Genomic DNA, 17,196 nt, shown 5'->3' on the forward strand with positions numbered 1-17,196 from the left:
CCTGCTATCGGCTTATGCCACCGACAATTCCCGCAGTGCCGCAGTGGCCAGAAAGCCAGAGCGGGAGGCATAGCGGTGATCTTTCTTCACCAAGTCATCAATCCGCTGCAGCAGATTTTCCGGCAGGGTGGCATTGAAGCGAACAGCTTTCCCCAGGTACGGGGTCACATCGAAATCAACTACAGCCCACACACCGCCGGCATAGTCGGGATTCCCCATATGCGCGTCTACTTCCTGCGCACGTGGGAGTGGATCACCATCAGCCACCAAGCCTTCAAAGTGAAGGGCCAGGGCTTCCTGTGCGTTTTCCAGAGCCTCCGAGACAGTGGCGCCTGCCGAGAAACAGCCCGGTACATCGGGCACAGTCACCCCATAGTCCGAATCAGCGTCTTTATGCAGTACGACTGGAAATTTCATTTCTTCAACCTCTAACGATTTAGCTAAGGGGCTGCTTATGCAGTCCCGGTCACACAACGGGTCGAACACTTGAGAGGTGTTGCCGGCCTCACTTGAGGCCGGCTTGTTTCAGTATGTTGTGCAGCGTTCCCTTTGGTATTTCTGACTTCGGGTGTGGAACTGTCACCCTGCCTGGTTTAGTTGGATGCTTGTACTGGTTGTGGCTGCCTTTCGTTTCTACCCAGTACCACCCATCCGCCTCAATCAGATCAATCACCTCTCTACTTCGCATCCGGCCCTCCTTTCTGCCTGTCGATGGTGTGTACTGTACACACCTGTAGTACTTAGATCAAGAATTTTATACACACAATACACACCCATGCCGACACCCGGGAAAATCCAATGCCGCCAAGAAACCGAGGAAAGGAACGCACTTTTCCCCCTCCCGCCGACGGGCCTTGCGTGAATTTTTTGTGCAAACCTGGGTGGTGGTGAAAGAGGGATGCCGGGCCAGCAGTGGTGCGGGCCTTGGCGGGTGATGGGTGTTTTCACGCTGTGAAAGGCTTTGCAAGGCCGTGCAAAACAGTACAGTCGAGAGTGTCCACATTGCGTCCACACCCTCCGGGAATATCAGCAGCATGACGCCGCATATATCCCATAAAGTATTGATATTGCTGGTTTTCTCCAGGCGGCATGCGCATTTAATTGGGGCTCATAATCCTTTGGTCCACGGTTCGAGTCCGTGTGGGCCCACCACCTTCAAAGCCGCGCACTGCGCGGCTTTGCGCTTTCTAGGGTAGTGGCCTCATAAACGACTCCATGGCCAAAAGGTACAAAGTCGGTACAGTACTGGTTAGCCAGTTTGCCTTTGGAGTCCTTATCTGATGGCAACAGTCGTCCCCCCTTCCCGTGGGCCGCAAAACGGATTGGCCGACCAACGAAAAAACCTTCCGCACCAAGCGCGACGCCGAAGACTGGGCACGCCGCACCGAAGACGAGATGGTACGCGGCGTGTACATCCAGCACTGCGGCTCCGAGCGCATGTGACCTGCCCCCATTTTGTAGCCCGAGAGCTACATGTCCCTGCATCAAATTTTATCGATGCCCAAGGGGTACGGCCGACCTCTGTCCACAAGGTTTTTGACGTGCTGAAACAGGCGCTTTAGCTGACTCAGTCACCCTGAACAGGCATGCTCATCAAGCTATCAACCCAGCTTGAGAATTAGACAGTGAGCCGAATAGTTGCCATTATCGGCTCACAAAATGAGCCGAATAGGCTCTCTAATCGGCTCATGAATATCCCTTATGAACGACCCACTCTGGATCTGGCAGCAGCCCGACTGGCCGCAGTTCAACTGGCAAGCCGAAGCGCTTGCACCACTGCTGCGCTCCTGTAGCCAGGCTCAGGGTCGTTTGTTAGGAATGCTCGGTGCTGTGGGGAGTGACACCGAAGTGCAGAGCAGCCTGGATGCCATGCTGCAGAACATCGTCACCTCTTCAGCCATTGAGGGAGAGCAACTGAATGTCGGTTCGGTGCGCTCATCACTGGCACGGCGACTGGGATTGCACGAAGAAGGTCGAACCACCTCTCGCTCCGAAGGCCTGGCGGAACTGCTGCTCGATGCCACCCACGCACATCAAGAGCCGCTAGACGAACAGCGACTGTTCACCTGGCATCGTTGGTTATTCCCCACCGATGAGCAACTGCTGACTCGACCGCTACACATCGGTGCACTGCGTGGCGAAGAGCCCATGCAGGTGGTTTCCGGTCGCATCGACCGCCCGACAGTCCATTTCGAAGCCCCTCCCCGCGCGGGGCTGGAAGCGCAACTGGCGGACTTTCTCGCCTGGTTCGAGAGCAGCCGCCGCGATGCCAGCCTCGATCCCTTTCTGCGCGCCGGCATCGCCCATTTCTGGTTCGTGACCCTGCATCCCTTCGACGACGGCAACGGTCGCCTCACCCGCGCTATCACCGATCTGGCATTGGCTCAGGGCGAGCAGCAAGCCATTCGCTTCTACGCCATGTCTGCGAGCATCCTCGACGACCGCGCCGGCTATTACCGCATCCTAGAAGCCAGTCAGAAAGGCGGGCTGGATATCACCAAGTGGCTGCAGTGGTTTCTCGAAACCTTGCTCAAGAGCCTGGAGCAAGCCCTTGCCCGTATAGACCGCGTGCTGGTCAAGGCGCGCTTCTGGCAGGCACATCGCAGCCAAACGCTATCGGCGGAGCAGATCAAAGTGCTTAACCGCCTGCTCGATGGCGGCGAAAGGGGGTTCGAGGAGGGCATCAGTGCGGCGCAATACCAAGCTGTGGCCAAGGTTTCCAAAGCCACCGCGACCCGCCACCTGAGCGACCTGCTGGAAAAGGGCTGCATCGAGCGACTGCCCGGCGGAGGGCGTAGCACCCGTTACCAGATAGCACGCTGAGCGCCTGCACCTGGCTCATCAGCCCTTGATGCGTCATCGCGCCATAGGACAATGGTCGCCTCTCCATTAAGCAGCTCGGCTCAAGGAAGAAAGTGGATTACAGCCCGATAGTCGCCCAGGTCTGGGGCATGCTGACCTGGTTTATCCCGGCAGCCCTGCTGATCGGCCTGCTCAAATCGCCTTGGGCCAAGGGGCAGATCGGTGAACTGCTGGTGCGCCTGTTCGCCCATTGGCAGCTGGACAGGCACACCTACCGCCGCCTGCACAACGTCACCCTGAACACGCCGGACGGCACGACACAGATCGACCACGTATTTTTCTCACCATACGGCATCTTCGTGCTGGAAACGGCAGGTTTCCAGCACCTGCCGATAGGTCTCTACCGTTGCACCGGCGAGCCGTGCTGCAGGTCACAGGCTTTGGTGTGAATCGCCCCCCACTGCGCGATCAATTGCAGGGTGTCGGCGGCAGCAGCGCAAGTTTCGGCGAAGGCGAACTGGCGCTGGCGGAGCGGAATCCGATGGACGTGGCGCTCTGCTCGCCGCCTGAGCGTGGGAAGGCACTTATCAGGCACTTCCGAAGGCACTACCGGACGATATCGATTCCATCGCCAACGCGGTAACTTCGAAGCACTTAAACCTTCATGAAACTGTAACTTCCAACTCGATCGACAGCTCTGGAAATACATCCTCGGTATTTTCCAAGACCCTAACCAAAGTCTGGATCGTTTCGTCACAGGAAACGCTGGAGCGCCTATTCCAGAGCGCTTCGAACAATCGGTAAAAATAAAATCCAAATAATCAGACGCAGTTCAAAAACAACCAGAACAGATAGTTTTTCCGCCTTTCCCAACATGCTCCTCTCGCCTTGACTCGTTCGATGCAGCGGATCGCCCATGCGTATTTCCGGCATTGTCCGAGGCCCATTCCCTGTTCGACGCGATACCCGGCGTACCCATAACAATATGCCGCCCTCCACGGGCCGATAGCGCCAGTTGTGAGCTTGTCCACCACTGCATTTCCCTCACTGCAAGGAGAGAACATGAGTCGCTCACCCATCCCTCGCCACCGAGCGTTGCTGGCCGGTTTCTGCCTGGCTGGCGCGCTGTCCGCCCAGGCGGCCACCCAGGAAGAAATCCTCGATGCGGCACTGGTCAGCGGGGATTCCTCGCAACTGACCGACAGCCACCTGGTCGCCCTGCGCCTGCAGCAGCAGGTCGAGCGCATCCGCCAGACCCGCACGCAGTTGCTCGACGGTCTCTACCAGAACCTCAGCCAAGCCTATGATCCTGGCGCCGCCAGCATGTGGGTCCTGCCGGCCAACCCGGACAATACCCTGCCCTTCCTCATCGGCGACAAGGGGCGCGTGCTCGCCAGCCTGAGCCTGGAGGCCGGCGGCCGCGGGCTGGCCTATGGCACCAACGTGCTCACCCAACTGAGCGGGGCCAATGCCGCCCACGCGCCGCTGCTGAAGCGGGCGGTGCAGTGGCTGGTGAACGGCGACCCGGGCGCGGCCACTGCGAAGGACTTCAAGGTCAGCGTGGTCGGGGTGGACAAGACCGCCACCCTCAACGGCCTGAAGAGCGCCGGCCTGCAACCGGCGGACGCCGCCTGCAACGCGCTGACCGACGCCAGTTGCGCCAGCACCAGCAAATTGCTGGTACTGGGCAACGGCGCCAGCGCCGCTAGCCTGAGCGCCACGGTGCGCGCACGGCTACAGGCCGGGCTGCCGATCCTCTTCGTGCACACCAATGGCTGGAACCAGAGCAGCACCGGCCAGCAGATCCTCGCCGGCCTGGGCCTGCAGGAAGGCCCCTACGGCGGCAACTACTGGGACAAGGACACGGTGCCATCCAGCCGCACCCGGACGCGTTCGGTCGAGTTGGGCGGCGCCTATGGCCAGGACCCGGCGCTGGTGCAGCAGATCGTCGACGGTAGCTGGCGCACGGACTACGACTGGTCGAAATGCACCTCCTACGTCGGTCGCACCACCTGCGACGACGTGCCGGGACTGAGCGACTTCAGCAAGCGCGTCGATGTATTGAAAGGCGCCCTCGACGCCTACAACCAGAAGGCGCAGAACCTCTTCGCCCTGCCCGGCACCACCTCGCTGCGGCTCTGGCTGCTGTGGGCCGACGCGGTGCGGCAGAACATCCGCTACCCGATGGACAAGGCCGCCGACACGGCGCGCTTCCAGGAAACCTTCGTCGCCGACGCCATCGTCGGCTACGTGCGCGAGGCCGGCGCGGCGCAGAAGGAACTGGGCAGCTACGCCGGCCAGCGCCAACAGTCGATGCCGGTATCGGGCTCGGAGGAAACCCTGACCCTCACCTTGCCGTCGGCCCAGGGCTTCACCGCCATCGGCCGCATGGCGGCGCCGGGCAAGCGCCTGAGCATTCGCATCGAAGACGCTGGCCAGGCCAGCCTGGCGGTCGGCCTGAACACCCAGCGCATCGGCTCGACGCGGCTGTGGAATACCCGCCAGTATGACCGCCCGCGCTTCCTCAAGAGCCCGGACATCAAGCTCCAGGCAAACCAGTCGGTGGCGCTGGTATCGCCCTACGGCGGCCTGTTGCAACTGGTCTACAGCGGCGCCACGCCGGGACAGACGGTAACCGTCAAGGTAACCGGCGCGGCCAGCCAGCCGTTCCTCGACATCCAGCCGGGCGAGGACAGCAGCCAGGCGATTGCCGACTTCATCCAGGCGCTGGACGCCGACAAGGCCGACTGGCTGGAGATGCGCAGCGGCTCGGTGGAGGTCCACGCCAAGGTGGAGAAGGTCCGTGGCTCGATCGACAAGGACTATGGCGGCGACGTCCAGCGCTTCATCCGTGAGTTGAACGAGGTGTTCATCGACGACGCCTACACCCTGGCCGGCTTCGCCATTCCCAACCAGGCGAAGACTCCGGCAATCCAGCAGGAATGCGCGGTGCGCGGCTGGGACTGCGACAGCGAGACCCTGCACAAGCTGCCCGGCACCCAGCACATCAACGTCGACCAGTACGCCCAGTGCGGCGGCGGTTGCAGCGGCAACCCCTACGACCAGACCTGGGGCCTGAACCCGCGTGGCTGGGGCGAAAGCCATGAGCTGGGCCACAACCTGCAAGTGAATCGACTGAAGGTCTACGGCGGGCGCTCGGGCGAAATCTCCAACCAGATATTCCCGTTGCACAAGGACTGGCGCGTGCTCCGCGAGTTCGGGCAGAACCTCGACGATACGCGGGTCAACTACCGCAACGCCTACAACCTGATCGTCGCCGGACGCGCCGAGGCCGATCCGCTGGCAGGCGTATACAAGCGCCTGTGGGAAGACCCGGGCACCTACGCGCTGAACGGCGAGCGAATGGCCTTCTATACCCAGTGGGTGCACTACTGGGCCGACCTGAAGAACGATCCGCTGCAGGGTTGGGATATCTGGACCCTGCTCTACCTGCACCAGCGCCAGGTGGACAAGTCCGACTGGGACGCCAACAAGGCCGCTCTCGGCTACGGCACCTACGCCCAGCGCCCGGGAAACAGCGGCGATGCCAGCAGCACGGACGGCAACGACAACCTGTTGCTCGGCCTGTCCTGGCTGACCCAGCGCGACCAGCGGCCAACCTTCGCGCTATGGGGCATCCGTACCTCGGCAGCGGCCCAGGCGCAGGTGGCGGCCTACGGTTTCGCCGAGCAGCCGGCGTTCTTCTATGCCAACAACCGGACCAACGAATACAGCACGGTGAAGCTTCTGGACATGAGCCAGGGGTCGCCGGCGTGGCCGTTTCCGTGAGTCGTAGCTGAGGGGGCTGGCGCGGGGTGATGCTTCTCGCTCCGCGCCGGTCCTCATGCCCCTCTCCCCGACGGGAGAGAGGGTCGGCCATGCCAGCGGGCAATGCCGTGCCAGGCTGGCAAGCCAAACTGTCGTTCAAGCTGAACGATCCTGCGCAATAATGAGCCCCTTCCACCAGCAAGGACCGCTCATGACCGACCGCCTTCCCTGCCGCGCCTGCGGCCATCTCATCCTCGCGACCACGGCGGCGAGGAACGACGGACTGTGCATGCCCTGCAAGGGCGGCTACCGGCAGAACATCGAGGATGGCAAGCGTTTCCACACGGAGCGACGGCGCTACCTGGCGAGTCCGCAGGCGCTGTACTGGAGCGCGCTGGTGAATCGCGTCTACGATGGCCGCGAGGGATTCGCCGGGCTGTCGCCGGCCGAACGGAGCTACTACGCAGTGAGCGTGCTCAGCGGCGAAGTGCACAACGGCGGCTTCGACCAGTACTTCGGCAACTCCTCCGGCGACCAGTACCAGGCGGCGCGCGCGGGTCTTCGCGAGTTGGAGGCGGAGGACGCCCTGGCCCTGCTGGAGCGAGCCGCCGCCCTGCTGTTCGGCGACGGTCCGGTGCCAGTCTCCCAGGCCGAACGCCAGTTGCGCATGCCGACCTGGGCCGATGAACCCGACCGCGACTGCGAAGCGGCCCTGGATGCGCTGGACACGCGCTTCTACGCCCTGGCCGACGCGCTGGGCGAACGCCTGCTGGCCCATGCCCGCCACCATGCATTGTTCGCCCTGGACGAGCCCGATGAAGCCTGAATTGGATGCCCTAGAGGCCTGGCTCGGACAACCGCTGCCGGCTGCCTTCGTCGCCGCTCTGGAGCAGCACGGCGGCCGCCTCGTCGAGCCGGACCTGCTGCTCTACGCCGCCGACGAGTTGCTGGAACGCAACCGGGCCTTCGAAACCTCTCTCTACTGCCCCGGTTACCTGGCCATAGGCGACGACAGCGGCGGCCGCGCCGTGGTGATGGCCCTGGACGACCACTGGCAGGCGCTGTTCCTGGTCGACCATGGCGCGATGACGCCGGACTGCTTCGAACCCCTGACACCCAGCCTGGAGGCCTGGCTGGAAGCCGGGCCCTGCCTGCCCGAATGACGGAGAAACGCCCATGATTCCTTTCGGCCTCAGCCCCGAACAATTCCGCGAGCGCTACCGCCGCGACCTGCAACGCGCCGCGCCGGGCGTGATCCAGCACCTGCGCGAGCTGCTCCGGCAACCCTTGGAGGAAGGACTGCGCGACGGCGAGATCCAACTGTTCCTCGGCGAGGACGGACGCGACGCAGCGGAAGCGTGGTTGTACCTGAATGGCGCCAGCAACCGGGTGGACGCCAGCGACCCGCGCCTGTTTCCCGGCAAGGCGCTGGACCTGGCGCTCGGCCTGGGACATGCCCCGGATTTCGACGAAGCCTATTTCGCCGACGGCTTCGGCGGCGTCGATCTGCTCGCCGATACGCTGCAAGCCTGGTTCGCCGAGTGCTGGTGGAAGGCCGGCGGCTGGGCCTGGCCGATCCCGCTATGGCTGCACGTACACGATGGCTTCGGCGACGGCCGTGGCATCGCCCTCACCGAACGCTGCTGAACAGGGAGACCACGCATGGAACTGATCCGCAACCTGGACGATGCGAACATGGGCGAAGTGTATTGGCGCCTGTACCGGCGCTACATCAGCCTGTTCATCGAGAACGAGGCCGACGACGCCTACGCCTGGCGCTGCGCCCGAGCCCTCGACGAACTGGATGACGCCGTGGTCGAGCGGCTTTGTGCCGCCAGCCTGCGCTACCGCGCCGCGCGCCTGGAGCGGCTGGGCGAGTCTGCGGAGGAAGTCGCGCCGGCGCGCGGGGTGCTGGAACGGATCGAACCGGGCGAGCTGATCGTGCCCGACCCGGAACAGGGCGACGAAGCGGTGATCCACCTGTCGCTGAACTGCGAATGGGACCGCGAACACGGTATGGAATGGATCGTCCGGGGCGGCGAGGTGCTCTATGTCGGCCCCTTCCACGGCGAAGACCCGTGGCGGGACTTCACCGTGAAGGAACCATGGAACTACGCCTGAGCAGGGGCCTCAACGCTTGGCGATGATGTACACCGCGTGGACGATGCCCGGGATGTAGCCGAGCAGGGTGAGCAGGATGTTCAGCCAGAAGGCGCCGCCGAAGCCGACTTGCAGGAACACGCCCAGCGGCGGCAGGAGGATGGCGATGAGGATGCGGATCAGGTCCATGAACGGAACTCCTTGGTCCAGGGTCGATACGGTGTCCGGCGCGTGAGCCGGCGTTTTTTCGCGTCACCCTATGACTGACTCCCGCCATTCGCGGAGGGTTCAACCGCAACGGTACTCGCCGCCTGTCACGCGCAGCGGTACGCTTGAGCCTACGCTCATGCGAGCGGACAACCCGCAAGGAACATCCATGTCCGACCTGCCCCCGCGTCCCGCCTTCTGGCCGTACCTGCCGGGCTACGCCCTGTTGCTGCTTTCGGTGCTGCTCTGCGCCAGCGGCAGCTACCGTTTCGTCACCCCGATGGCGCTCGCCGACGGCGTCGACCTGGTCTACCTCAGCCAGGGCCTGGCGCTGCTACCGCTGGGTACCGGGCTGGTCGGCCTGCTCGCGGCCTTCCTCCTGCATGTCCGCGGGCGCTGGCTCGGCGCGCTCCTGGCGCTGCTGCCGGCGGCGCTGATCTGCGCCTGGAACCTGTACAACTATGCCGCCCACGGCGACGAGGCGTTGTCGCCGAGTTTCGCCCAGTACACCCAGGCGCTGCTCGGCCTGCTGCTGCTCGGCGGCGTGCTGAGCCTGGTCGACCTGCTCCACGGCAGGCCCTCGACGCTGCTGCGCAAGGGCCTGCTGGGGCTGGGCTGGCTGGCCCTGGTGGCCTGGCTGGGGTTGCTGTTCTACCTGCAGCGCCTGTACGGCCTCACTTTTTGAACTGGTCGTAGGCTTCCAGCGCGCGCAGCGAATAGACATAGGCGGCGCCGGCATTCAGGGAGATGGCGGTAGCCAGGGTCTGGGCGATTTCCGCCTCGCTGGCGCCGGCCTTCAGCGCGGCCTCGGTGTGCACGCCGATGCAACCGTCGCAACGGGTGGTAATGGCCACGGCGATGGAGATCAGTTCGCGGGTCTTGGCATCCAGGGCGCCCTCGGCGCTGGCTTCCTCCAGCGCGCCATAGGCGGCGAGCATCTTCGGGTGTTGCTTGCCCAGGGCACCGAAGGCTTTTTTCACGGCGGGGACGAACTCGGTCCAGTTGTTCAGCATGGTGATATTCTCCGTTGCTTTCGCGCCGGGAGTGGCGCGTCGGGTTACCAGTCTCGACCAGTCTGGACCGCGCCGCCTGCCCATGCGTCTCTACTTTCGACCTGATCGGCTCATCCCATGGACCCACTCGACCGGCTCATCCAGCTCGCCAACCTGCAGGGCCGCCTCGACCAGCGCTGCCAGCTACAGGGCAGCTGGGCGCTGGAGCACCCGCAAGCGGTGCCCGGCGAGGCGACCTTCCATATCGTCATGGCCGGCACCTGCTATTGCGAATTCCTCGATGGCGGTCGCCTCGACCTGCATCCCGGCGACCTGATCCTGTTGCCACGCGGCACCCCGCACCTCCTGCGCAGCGACAGCCCGGCGCAACCCTGCGAACCCACCGTAGAGCACCGCGGCAGCATCCCGCTGTACCAGTTGAACGGCCCCGGCGAGGCCCTCGACATGCTTTGCGGCAGCTACCGCTATCACGCCGGCGCCAGCCTGTTCGGCGCGCTCCCCGAGCGCCTGCTGGTGCATATGGACGAGTCGACCCAGCAGCCCCTGCGCGCGCTGATCGGGTTGATGCGCGAGGAAGCCGAGAGCACCCGCAGCGGCGCCCGCTCGATCATCGACGCGCTGGCCACCGCGCTGTTCGCCCTGGCCCTGCGCGCCTACCTGGACCGCCAACCGCTGGGCGACGGCCTGTTCGGCCTGCTGGGCGACGCCCGCCTGGGACGAGCCCTGCGGGCCATGCTGGAACGCCCGGAGCATGCCTGGACCCTGGAACAGCTTGCCCAGCAGGCGGCGATGTCGCGGGCCAGTTTCGTCCGCGCCTTCTCCGCCCTCGGCGGGACCTCGCCGTGGAACCTGCTGACCCGCATCCGCATGGAGAAGGCTCGCGGCCTGCTGCGGCAAACGCAGAAGAGCCTGCTGGATATCGCCGCCGAGACCGGCTACCAGTCGGAGGCAGCGTTTTCCCGCAATTTCCGCCAGGCCTTCGGCGAATCGCCCGGCCGTTTCCGCCGCCAGGCCGACCCCGCTCGCTGAAAGCGCTACCGGCGCACATTTCGGCGATCCGCTGCTATGCAATGTGAATGATTTTCGCAACATCCTGTACGAATTCACTGACAGTACGGCTACACTGTGCTTTCCCGGCAAGGAGGCGCGGGGGTACTTGTCGCGGCACCCACTCTCCCGCTTTACCAGTACGCCCAGGAGGCAAACATGGAATGGTTTCTGAAATGCGTGAAGGAACACTACTTCGACTTCAACGGGCGTGCCCGTCGCAAGGAATACTGGATGTTCACCCTGGTGAACATCATCATCTCCGTCGCGCTGAGCGTCGTGCTCGGCCTGATCAGTGAAAAGCTCCTGCCGATCGCCAATCTCTACTCGCTCGCCGTGCTGCTGCCGGCCCTGGGCGTCACCGCCCGGCGTCTGCACGACATCAACAAGAGCGGCTGGTGGATGCTGATCGCGCTGATCCCGATCGTCGGCCTGTACCTGATCTACCTGCTGGCCAAGGACAGCGACGCCGGCCAGAACCAGTACGGCCAGAACCCGAAAGGCATCGCCTGATTCCTTCCCGCCGGGCCGCACGGCCCGGCGTTCTCCCTCTCCCTGTTTCCCTTCCCGCCCCTGACCGGGGTTAGAATGCCTCGCTCCCACTCCGGCGCCCTGCGCCAACGCCCGCAGCGAGGTAGCCCATGCCCCATCCCATCGACGCACTGATTTCCGACTGCGACGGCGTCCTGGTCGACAGCGAGGTCATCGCCGAGCGCGTGATGTACGAGGCGCTCAGCGCCTACGCGCCGCTGGAGGAGCTGCAGCGCCTGCTGGAAGGCACCTTCGGCCTGACCAGCCGCGACATCCTCGATCGCGTCGAGAAGCACTTCGGCCTGCGCATCCCCGACAGCTTCAACCGCGAGGTGCGCCAGCGCAGCGAGGAGATGGTCGCCCAGGTCCAACCCATTCCCGGCGCACGCGAGGCGCTGCTGGCCCTGGACCTGCCCGTCGCGGTGGCCTCCAACAGCCGCCGCCACAGCCTGGAGCGCTCGCTGGCGCGCGCCGGGCTCAGCGAACTGATCGGCGAACGCCTGGCCAGCGCCGATATGGTCGCCCTGCCCAAGCCCGCACCCGACGTCTACCTGCACGCCGCCAGCCTGCTCGGCGTCGCCCCCGAGCGTTGCCTGGTGGTGGAAGACAGCAGCACCGGCACCCGCGCGGCCCTCGCCGCGGGGATGCGGGTGATCGGCTTCGTCGGCGCCGGGCACATTCCCGCCGGGCACGCCCAGGTACTGCGCGAGCTGGGCGCCATCGCCATCGTCGAGCACATGCGCGAACTGCCGGAGACCGTGGCGCGCCTGCGCCGCGAGAGCCGAGTGACGCTGGGAACGCCGTAACCGGGCGTCAGAGACTCTTCCAGGTCAGGTACACCCGCAGGTCGAACTCCAGTTGGTGATAGTCCGGCAGCATGTACTGGCAGAGCTGGTAGAACGCCTTGTTGTGCTCGCTTTCCTTCAGGTGGGCGAGTTCGTGGACGACGATCATCCGCAGGAACTCCGGGGCGGCGTCCTTGAACAGGGAAGCCACGCGGATTTCCTTCTTCGCCTTGAGCTTGCCGCCCTGCACCCGCGAGATCGCGGTGTGCAGGCCGAGGGCACGCTGGACCACGTCGAGCTTGTTGTCGTAGAGCACCTTGTCCAGGCCCGGCGCGTTGCGCAGGTGTTCCTGCTTGAGGTTCATGGTGTAGGCGTACAGCGCCTTGTCGCTCTGCACATCGTGACGCCCCGGGTAGCGGCGCTCGAGGTACTCGCCCAGGCGGTTCTCGGCGATCAGCTGGCGGACCTGGTCCTGCAGCGATGCGGGATAGGCCTGGAGGTACTTGAGGGGGATCATGCACGGGTCCGGCGGTTCGCGGAAAACGCCCAGTGTACCGCGTCGGGAGCTCCGGCGGCCGACCGCCGCTTCGGGTAAGATGCGCGCCGTTTCCGATGAGCGGAGTGGGACAGTGGCAAGTACAGATGTGCTGATCGTTGGCGCCGGGGCGGCCGGGCTGATGTGTGCGATGACGGCGGCCGGACGCGGGCGCCGCGTGCGGGTGCTCGACCACGCCAACAAGGCCGGCAAGAAGATCCTCATGTCCGGCGGCGGGCGCTGCAATTTCACCAACCTGTACACCGAGCCGGCCAACTTCCTTTCGCGCAATCCGCACTTCTGCAAGTCGGCGCTGGCCCGCTACACCCAGTGGGACTTCATCGGCCTGGTGGCCAAGCACCAGGTGCCGTACCACGAGAAGAAACTCGGCCAGCTGTTCTGCGACAACAAGTCCAGCGACATCCTCGAGATGCTGCTGCGCGAATGCGCCGAGGCCGGAGCGGAAATCCTGCTGGACACCTCGATCGAAGAGATCGCCCGCGACGACGCCGGCTACCACCTGCGTACCAGCGCCGGCGAGATGCGCTGCGAGTCGCTGGTGATCGCCAGCGGCGGCCTGTCGATCCCGACCCTCGGCGCCAGCGGTTTCGGCTACCAGGTGGCGCGCCAGTTCGGCCACGAGGTGCTGCCGACCCGCGCCGGGCTGGTGCCGTTCACCATCACCGACCAGTTGAAGGAGCTGTGTGCCGAGCTTTCCGGCACCTCCGTGGATTGCCGGGTGAGCTGCAACGGCCAAGTGTTCCGCGAGAACCTGCTGTTCACCCATCGCGGCCTCAGCGGCCCGGCGATGTTGCAGATTTCCTCCTACTGGCAACCGGGCGATACCCTGGAAATCGACCTGCTGCCGGACCACGACGCCAGCGAATGGCTGGCGCAGCAACAGCGCGAGCGTCCCAACAGCGAGCTGAAGACCCTGCTCGCCGAGCTGCTCACCAAGAAGCTCGCCGGACTGCTGGCCGACCGCTGGTTCGTCTCCAAGCCGATGAAGCAGTACACCCCGACCGAACTGGCGGGTATCGCCGGGCAGCTTTCGGCCTGGCGGGTCACGCCCTCGGGCACCGAGGGCTACCGCACCGCGGAAGTGACCCTGGGCGGGGTGAGCACCGACGAAGTGTCGTCGAAGACCATGGAGTCGCAGCGCTCGCCGGGGCTGTATTTCGTCGGCGAAGTACTGGACGTCAGCGGCCACCTCGGCGGCTTCAACTTCCAGTGGGCCTGGGCCTCGGGTTATGCGGCGGGGCAGTACGCCTAGCGCGCCTCGGCCAGATAGGCCTCGGTGCGATAGGGCAGCGCTACCTGCTCCCTCCCCTTGAGCGCCGGATGGCTGGCGACCAGCTCGCGCAATTGCGCCGCCACGGCGTTCTTTTCCGTCTCCGGCAAGGCGGCGATGAAGCTCACCGAAAGGAAGCGCGAGACGATCACCTGCTCCGGCGGGCCGACATGCTCGTAGGCGAAGGTGGACAAGCGCAGCGGTCCGAAGGGCGCGCGCTCGAACGGCCGACGCCAGTCGCCCTTGTAGAAGCGCGGCGCGTCGCCTTCGTAGGGGGTGATGATGCGGGTGATCTCGGCGACCCAATCCAGCGACTCGTCACGCACGTTCCACACCAGCCCCAGCCTGCCTTCCGCCGTCAGCACGCGGCGCATTTCCTCCAGCGCCTCCACGGTGGCGAACCAATGGAAGGCCTGTGCGCACACCAGGGCGTCGGCGAAGCCGTTGGCCAGCGGAATCGACTGGGCGCTACCGGCCAGCGCCTGGACCTGCGGCAAGGCTTCGGCGAGCTGGGCGCGCATCGCATCCACCGGTTCCACCGCGACCACCCGCGCGCCGGTACGGGCCAGCAGGCGGGTGAACTTGCCGGTGCCGGCGCCGAGGTCCACCGCGACGGTCTGCGGACGCAGGCCAAGGGCATCGCGCAGCCAGTCGGAGAGCGCTTCCGGGTACTCGGGCCGGCCCTGGGCGTAACGCTGGGCCTCGGCGCTGAAACCTTGCTGGGCGGCGCTGTGTACGGACGACATGAGGGACCTCCTGGGCGGCAGGGAAAGCCCGAGGTATAGCACAGCGGTTTTCCTCCGAATTCCAGACGAACGGTTCAAAGCCTTGCGCAGCGTGGCTCGCAGCCATTGGTCAGGGGCTTCGTGGACCTCTCGGGGAAGAGGCTATTGTCGATCCGAAGGCCCACCCGACGACCAGGGTAAAAGCATCCCGGCACACGCCGGCGTCCCCCGCCACAACCAGGAGTCAGCCATGAGCAGCGAAGTCAGCGCCATCCGCCAATTGATCGAAGACTGGCGAGCCGCCGTCCGCGCCAGCGATGTTCCGCGCATCGTCTCGTACTACGCGGAGGACATCGTCGCCTTCGACGCCATCCTGCAATTGCAATTCAAGGGGCGCGACGCCTACCAGAAGCACTGGCAGGCCTGCACCGAGATGTGCAAAGGACCGATGACCTTCAATATCGCCGAACTGCAGATCCATGCCGACCCGCAGGTCGCCTTCGCCCACTACCTCTGCCACTGCGGCGGCACCGGCCCGGACGGCCAGCCGCACTCCTCGTGGATGCGGGTCAGCGCCGGCTACCGCAAGCACGGCGACGGCTGGAAGGTGATCCACGAGCATTTCTCGGCGCCGTTCGACATGGACGGCAAGGCGCTGTTCGACCTGCAGCCCTGACTCAGCGCCGCGCGGCGGTCGCCGCCGGGTCGACGCAGCGTTTCACTGCGCGAGGGCTGAGCAGCGAACAGGGCTTGCCGACCAGGTAGCTGCGGTAGACCTTCAGCAGCGTAGCCTGGCTGTAGCGGCAGCCCTTGCCGCTCTTGCGCAGGCAGGGGCTCTCGAACTCGAAGCGACCGTTGACCGGCTCGGCCAGCTGGATGCGCAACGCCGGCCAGGTGGAGCGTTGCGGCGCCGGCGGGGTTTCCAGTTGGCGCCCGTCGCGCACCACCAGTTCGCCGCCGGCCTCTGCATAGTCGAAGACGAACAGCAGGGTGCCCGAAGTCTTGGTCGTGCAGTCGCTGCGCGCCAGGCAATCCTGCGGGTCGGCGGGATCGCGCGCTACGCTCGGCGACGCGGCCTCCTCGACGTCGCGGGACGGCGCGTGCAGGCCAGCGCAACCGGCCAGCAGCAGGAACGGCAGGGTCAGGAACCAGCGGCGCATCGGATTTCCCCGGGGCGGATGTGCAAGAGCCCCGACCAGCGGGGCTCCCGTTCGAACGAAGGCGCTTAGTTGACCTTCGGATCCAGCTCGCCGCGAGCGTAGCGCTGGAACATGCCTTCCAGGGAGATCGGCTTGATCTTGGAAGCGTTGCCGGCGGTGCCGAAGGCTTCGTAGCGAGCGATGCAGATGTCGCGCATGGCCTCGACGGTCTTGGAGAAGTACTTGCGCGGGTCGAACTCGCTCGGGTTCTGCGCCAGGAAGCGGCGGATGGCACCGGTGGAGGCCAGGCGCAGGTCGGTGTCGATGTTCACCTTGCGCACGCCGTACTTGATGCCCTCGACGATTTCCTCGACCGGCACGCCGTAGGTCTCTTTGATCTCGCCGCCGTACTCGTTGATGATCGCCAGCCAGTCCTGCGGTACCGAGGAAGAGCCGTGCATCACCAGGTGGGTGTCCGGGATGCGCGCGTGGATTTCCTTGATGCGCTGGATCGACAGGGTGTCCCCGGTCGGCGGCTTGGTGAACTTGTAGGCGCCGTGGCTGGTGCCGATGGCGATGGCCAGGGCGTCGACCTTGGTCTTCTTCACGAAGTCGGCGGCTTCTTCCGGATCGGTCAGCAACTGGCTGTGGTCCAGCACGCCTTCCGCGCCGACGCCGTCTTCCTCGCCGGCCATGCCGGTTTCCAGGGAACCCAGGCAGCCCAGCTCGCCTTCCACGGACACGCCGCAGGCATGGGCGAACGCCACGGTCTGCTGGGTCACGCGGACGTTGTAGTCGTAGTCGGCAGGGGTCTTGCCGTCTTCACGCAGGGAGCCGTCCATCATCACCGAGCTGAAGCCCAGCTGGATGGAACGCTGGCAGACGTCGGGACTGGTGCCGTGATCCTGGTGCATGACCACCGGGATGTGCGGGAATTCTTCGATCGCGGCGAGGATCAGGTGGCGCAGGAAGGGCGCGCCGGCGTATTTGCGAGCACCGGCGGAAGCCTGGACGATCACGGGCGAATCGGTCTTGTCGGCCGCTTCCATGATGGCGCGCATCTGCTCGAGGTTGTTGACGTTGAAGGCCGGCACGCCGTAGCCGAATTCGGCGGCGTGATCCAGCATCTGGCGCATGCTGATGAGTGCCATGGTTCTCGTATCTCCCAATCGCGGGGTCGTTCAGTGATTCAGAAGCCTGCCGCAGGGGCAGGCCCGGTTCAAGTTCCTTGCGAGGAGCGGTCGCGGCGCCGC

The 17,196-nt window shown here is 65.0% G+C and carries 22 protein-coding genes and 1 pseudogene; 14 read left to right on the top strand and 9 right to left on the bottom strand.

The window, feature by feature from the left end; genetic code table 11:
* Window positions 1-12 precede the first annotated feature (12 nt).
* A complete protein-coding gene (locus tag ACTJJX_RS02645; RefSeq protein WP_440781890.1) occupies window positions 13-417 on the bottom strand; it encodes a type II toxin-antitoxin system HicB family antitoxin in 405 nt (134 codons plus the stop codon).
* A gap of 88 nt (window positions 418-505) precedes the next feature.
* On the bottom strand, window positions 506-688 hold the full coding sequence (locus tag ACTJJX_RS02650) for a type II toxin-antitoxin system HicA family toxin (protein WP_440781891.1): 183 nt from the start codon (window positions 686-688) through the stop codon (window positions 506-508).
* 617 nt (window positions 689-1,305) lie between these two features.
* Between ACTJJX_RS02650 and ACTJJX_RS02655 the strand changes: the two are divergent.
* From ACTJJX_RS02655 to ACTJJX_RS02665, 3 genes and pseudogenes are all read left to right on the top strand, one after another.
* A pseudogene (locus tag ACTJJX_RS02655) lies at window positions 1,306-1,440 on the top strand (integrase); the annotation flags it as partial.
* Window positions 1,441-1,701: 261 nt separating this feature from the next.
* The gene (locus ACTJJX_RS02660) at window positions 1,702-2,823 is read left to right on the top strand and encodes a Fic family protein (RefSeq protein WP_016852405.1); all 1,122 of its coding nucleotides are present in this window, start codon (window positions 1,702-1,704) and stop codon (window positions 2,821-2,823) included.
* Between the two features lie 92 nt (window positions 2,824-2,915).
* Window positions 2,916-3,251 (top strand): nuclease-related domain-containing protein, encoded by a 336-nt coding sequence (locus tag ACTJJX_RS02665; protein ID WP_016852404.1) that lies wholly within the window; start codon window positions 2,916-2,918, stop codon window positions 3,249-3,251.
* Window positions 3,252-3,576: 325 nt separating this feature from the next.
* Here ACTJJX_RS02665 and ACTJJX_RS02670 read toward each other — a convergent pair whose 3' ends face one another.
* On the bottom strand, window positions 3,577-3,720 hold the full coding sequence (locus tag ACTJJX_RS02670) for a hypothetical protein (protein ID WP_003085001.1): 144 nt from the start codon (window positions 3,718-3,720) through the stop codon (window positions 3,577-3,579).
* A 99-nt stretch (window positions 3,721-3,819) separates the two neighbouring features.
* Between ACTJJX_RS02670 and impA the strand changes: the two genes are divergently transcribed.
* The 5 genes from impA (at window position 3,820) to ACTJJX_RS02695 (ending at window position 8,691) form a co-directional block, all read left to right on the top strand.
* The gene (gene impA / locus ACTJJX_RS02675; protein ID WP_016852403.1) at window positions 3,820-6,591 is read left to right on the top strand and encodes an ImpA family metalloprotease; all 2,772 of its coding nucleotides are present in this window, start codon (window positions 3,820-3,822) and stop codon (window positions 6,589-6,591) included.
* Between the two features lie 190 nt (window positions 6,592-6,781).
* Complete coding sequence (locus ACTJJX_RS02680; protein ID WP_016852402.1) at window positions 6,782-7,396, top strand: DMP19 family protein; 615 nt, start codon at window positions 6,782-6,784, stop codon at window positions 7,394-7,396.
* The gene (locus tag ACTJJX_RS02685; RefSeq protein ID WP_009875770.1) at window positions 7,386-7,733 is read left to right on the top strand and encodes an SMI1/KNR4 family protein; all 348 of its coding nucleotides are present in this window, start codon (window positions 7,386-7,388) and stop codon (window positions 7,731-7,733) included. The genes ACTJJX_RS02680 and ACTJJX_RS02685 overlap by 11 nt, the downstream gene beginning before the upstream one ends.
* Window positions 7,734-7,746: 13 nt before the next feature.
* Window positions 7,747-8,217, top strand: coding sequence for a hypothetical protein (locus ACTJJX_RS02690; RefSeq protein WP_003084993.1), 471 nt, complete (start codon window positions 7,747-7,749; stop codon window positions 8,215-8,217).
* A 15-nt stretch (window positions 8,218-8,232) separates the two neighbouring features.
* Window positions 8,233-8,691 (top strand): DUF6985 domain-containing protein, encoded by a 459-nt coding sequence (locus ACTJJX_RS02695; protein ID WP_003084991.1) that lies wholly within the window; start codon window positions 8,233-8,235, stop codon window positions 8,689-8,691.
* 9 nt (window positions 8,692-8,700) lie between these two features.
* Here ACTJJX_RS02695 and ACTJJX_RS02700 read toward each other — a convergent pair whose 3' ends face one another.
* Window positions 8,701-8,859 carry a YqaE/Pmp3 family membrane protein gene (locus ACTJJX_RS02700; protein WP_003084988.1) on the bottom strand — a complete coding sequence of 53 codons (159 nt, stop codon included), beginning with the start codon at window positions 8,857-8,859 and terminating at the stop codon, window positions 8,701-8,703.
* A 187-nt stretch (window positions 8,860-9,046) separates the two neighbouring features.
* Here ACTJJX_RS02700 and ACTJJX_RS02705 point away from each other — a divergent pair, with 187 nt between their 5' ends.
* Window positions 9,047-9,562, top strand: a complete 516-nt coding sequence (locus ACTJJX_RS02705) for a hypothetical protein (protein WP_003160856.1) — start codon at window positions 9,047-9,049, stop codon at window positions 9,560-9,562.
* On the opposite strand, the gene ACTJJX_RS02710 is transcribed toward ACTJJX_RS02705, so the two are convergent.
* Window positions 9,552-9,890: a carboxymuconolactone decarboxylase family protein gene (locus ACTJJX_RS02710; RefSeq protein WP_003084980.1), complete on the bottom strand. Its 339-nt coding sequence runs from the start codon at window positions 9,888-9,890 to the stop codon at window positions 9,552-9,554. The genes ACTJJX_RS02705 and ACTJJX_RS02710 overlap by 11 nt on opposite strands.
* Before the next feature lie 117 nt (window positions 9,891-10,007).
* Between ACTJJX_RS02710 and ACTJJX_RS02715 the strand changes: the two genes are divergently transcribed.
* From ACTJJX_RS02715 to ACTJJX_RS02725, 3 genes are all read left to right on the top strand, one after another.
* Window positions 10,008-10,919, top strand: coding sequence for an AraC family transcriptional regulator (locus ACTJJX_RS02715; protein ID WP_003117946.1), 912 nt, complete (start codon window positions 10,008-10,010; stop codon window positions 10,917-10,919).
* 177 nt (window positions 10,920-11,096) lie between these two features.
* Window positions 11,097-11,450, top strand: a complete 354-nt coding sequence (locus tag ACTJJX_RS02720; RefSeq protein WP_003084974.1) for a DUF805 domain-containing protein — start codon at window positions 11,097-11,099, stop codon at window positions 11,448-11,450.
* Between the two features lie 128 nt (window positions 11,451-11,578).
* Window positions 11,579-12,274, top strand: coding sequence for an HAD family hydrolase (locus ACTJJX_RS02725; protein ID WP_016852401.1), 696 nt, complete (start codon window positions 11,579-11,581; stop codon window positions 12,272-12,274).
* A 7-nt stretch (window positions 12,275-12,281) separates the two neighbouring features.
* On the opposite strand, the gene ACTJJX_RS02730 is transcribed toward ACTJJX_RS02725, so the two are convergent.
* Entirely contained in the window at window positions 12,282-12,770 is a 489-nt protein-coding gene (locus tag ACTJJX_RS02730) for a M48 metallopeptidase family protein (RefSeq protein WP_003084971.1), read from the bottom strand.
* A 112-nt stretch (window positions 12,771-12,882) separates the two neighbouring features.
* Here ACTJJX_RS02730 and ACTJJX_RS02735 point away from each other — a divergent pair, with 112 nt between their 5' ends.
* Window positions 12,883-14,061, top strand: coding sequence for an NAD(P)/FAD-dependent oxidoreductase (locus tag ACTJJX_RS02735; RefSeq protein WP_003118882.1), 1,179 nt, complete (start codon window positions 12,883-12,885; stop codon window positions 14,059-14,061).
* Here ACTJJX_RS02735 and ACTJJX_RS02740 read toward each other — a convergent pair.
* Entirely contained in the window at window positions 14,058-14,825 is a 768-nt protein-coding gene (locus tag ACTJJX_RS02740) for a class I SAM-dependent methyltransferase (protein WP_003101607.1), read from the bottom strand. The two genes, ACTJJX_RS02735 and ACTJJX_RS02740, sit on opposite strands and share 4 nt — an antisense overlap.
* Window positions 14,826-15,054: 229 nt before the next feature.
* Between ACTJJX_RS02740 and ACTJJX_RS02745 the strand changes: the two genes are divergently transcribed.
* The gene (locus tag ACTJJX_RS02745; RefSeq protein ID WP_016852400.1) at window positions 15,055-15,480 is read left to right on the top strand and encodes a YybH family protein; all 426 of its coding nucleotides are present in this window, start codon (window positions 15,055-15,057) and stop codon (window positions 15,478-15,480) included.
* A gap of 1 nt (window position 15,481) precedes the next feature.
* On the opposite strand, the gene ACTJJX_RS02750 is transcribed toward ACTJJX_RS02745, so the two are convergent.
* Window positions 15,482-15,964: a hypothetical protein gene (locus ACTJJX_RS02750; protein WP_016852399.1), complete on the bottom strand. Its 483-nt coding sequence runs from the start codon at window positions 15,962-15,964 to the stop codon at window positions 15,482-15,484.
* Between the two features lie 65 nt (window positions 15,965-16,029).
* The gene (gene fba, locus ACTJJX_RS02755; RefSeq protein WP_003084964.1) at window positions 16,030-17,094 is read right to left on the bottom strand and encodes a class II fructose-bisphosphate aldolase; all 1,065 of its coding nucleotides are present in this window, start codon (window positions 17,092-17,094) and stop codon (window positions 16,030-16,032) included.
* Window positions 17,095-17,196 lie beyond the last annotated feature (102 nt).

The organism is Pseudomonas sp. 22490 (assembly GCF_052044465.1).
In the GTDB taxonomy this organism is placed as follows: domain Bacteria; phylum Pseudomonadota; class Gammaproteobacteria; order Pseudomonadales; family Pseudomonadaceae; genus Pseudomonas; species Pseudomonas aeruginosa.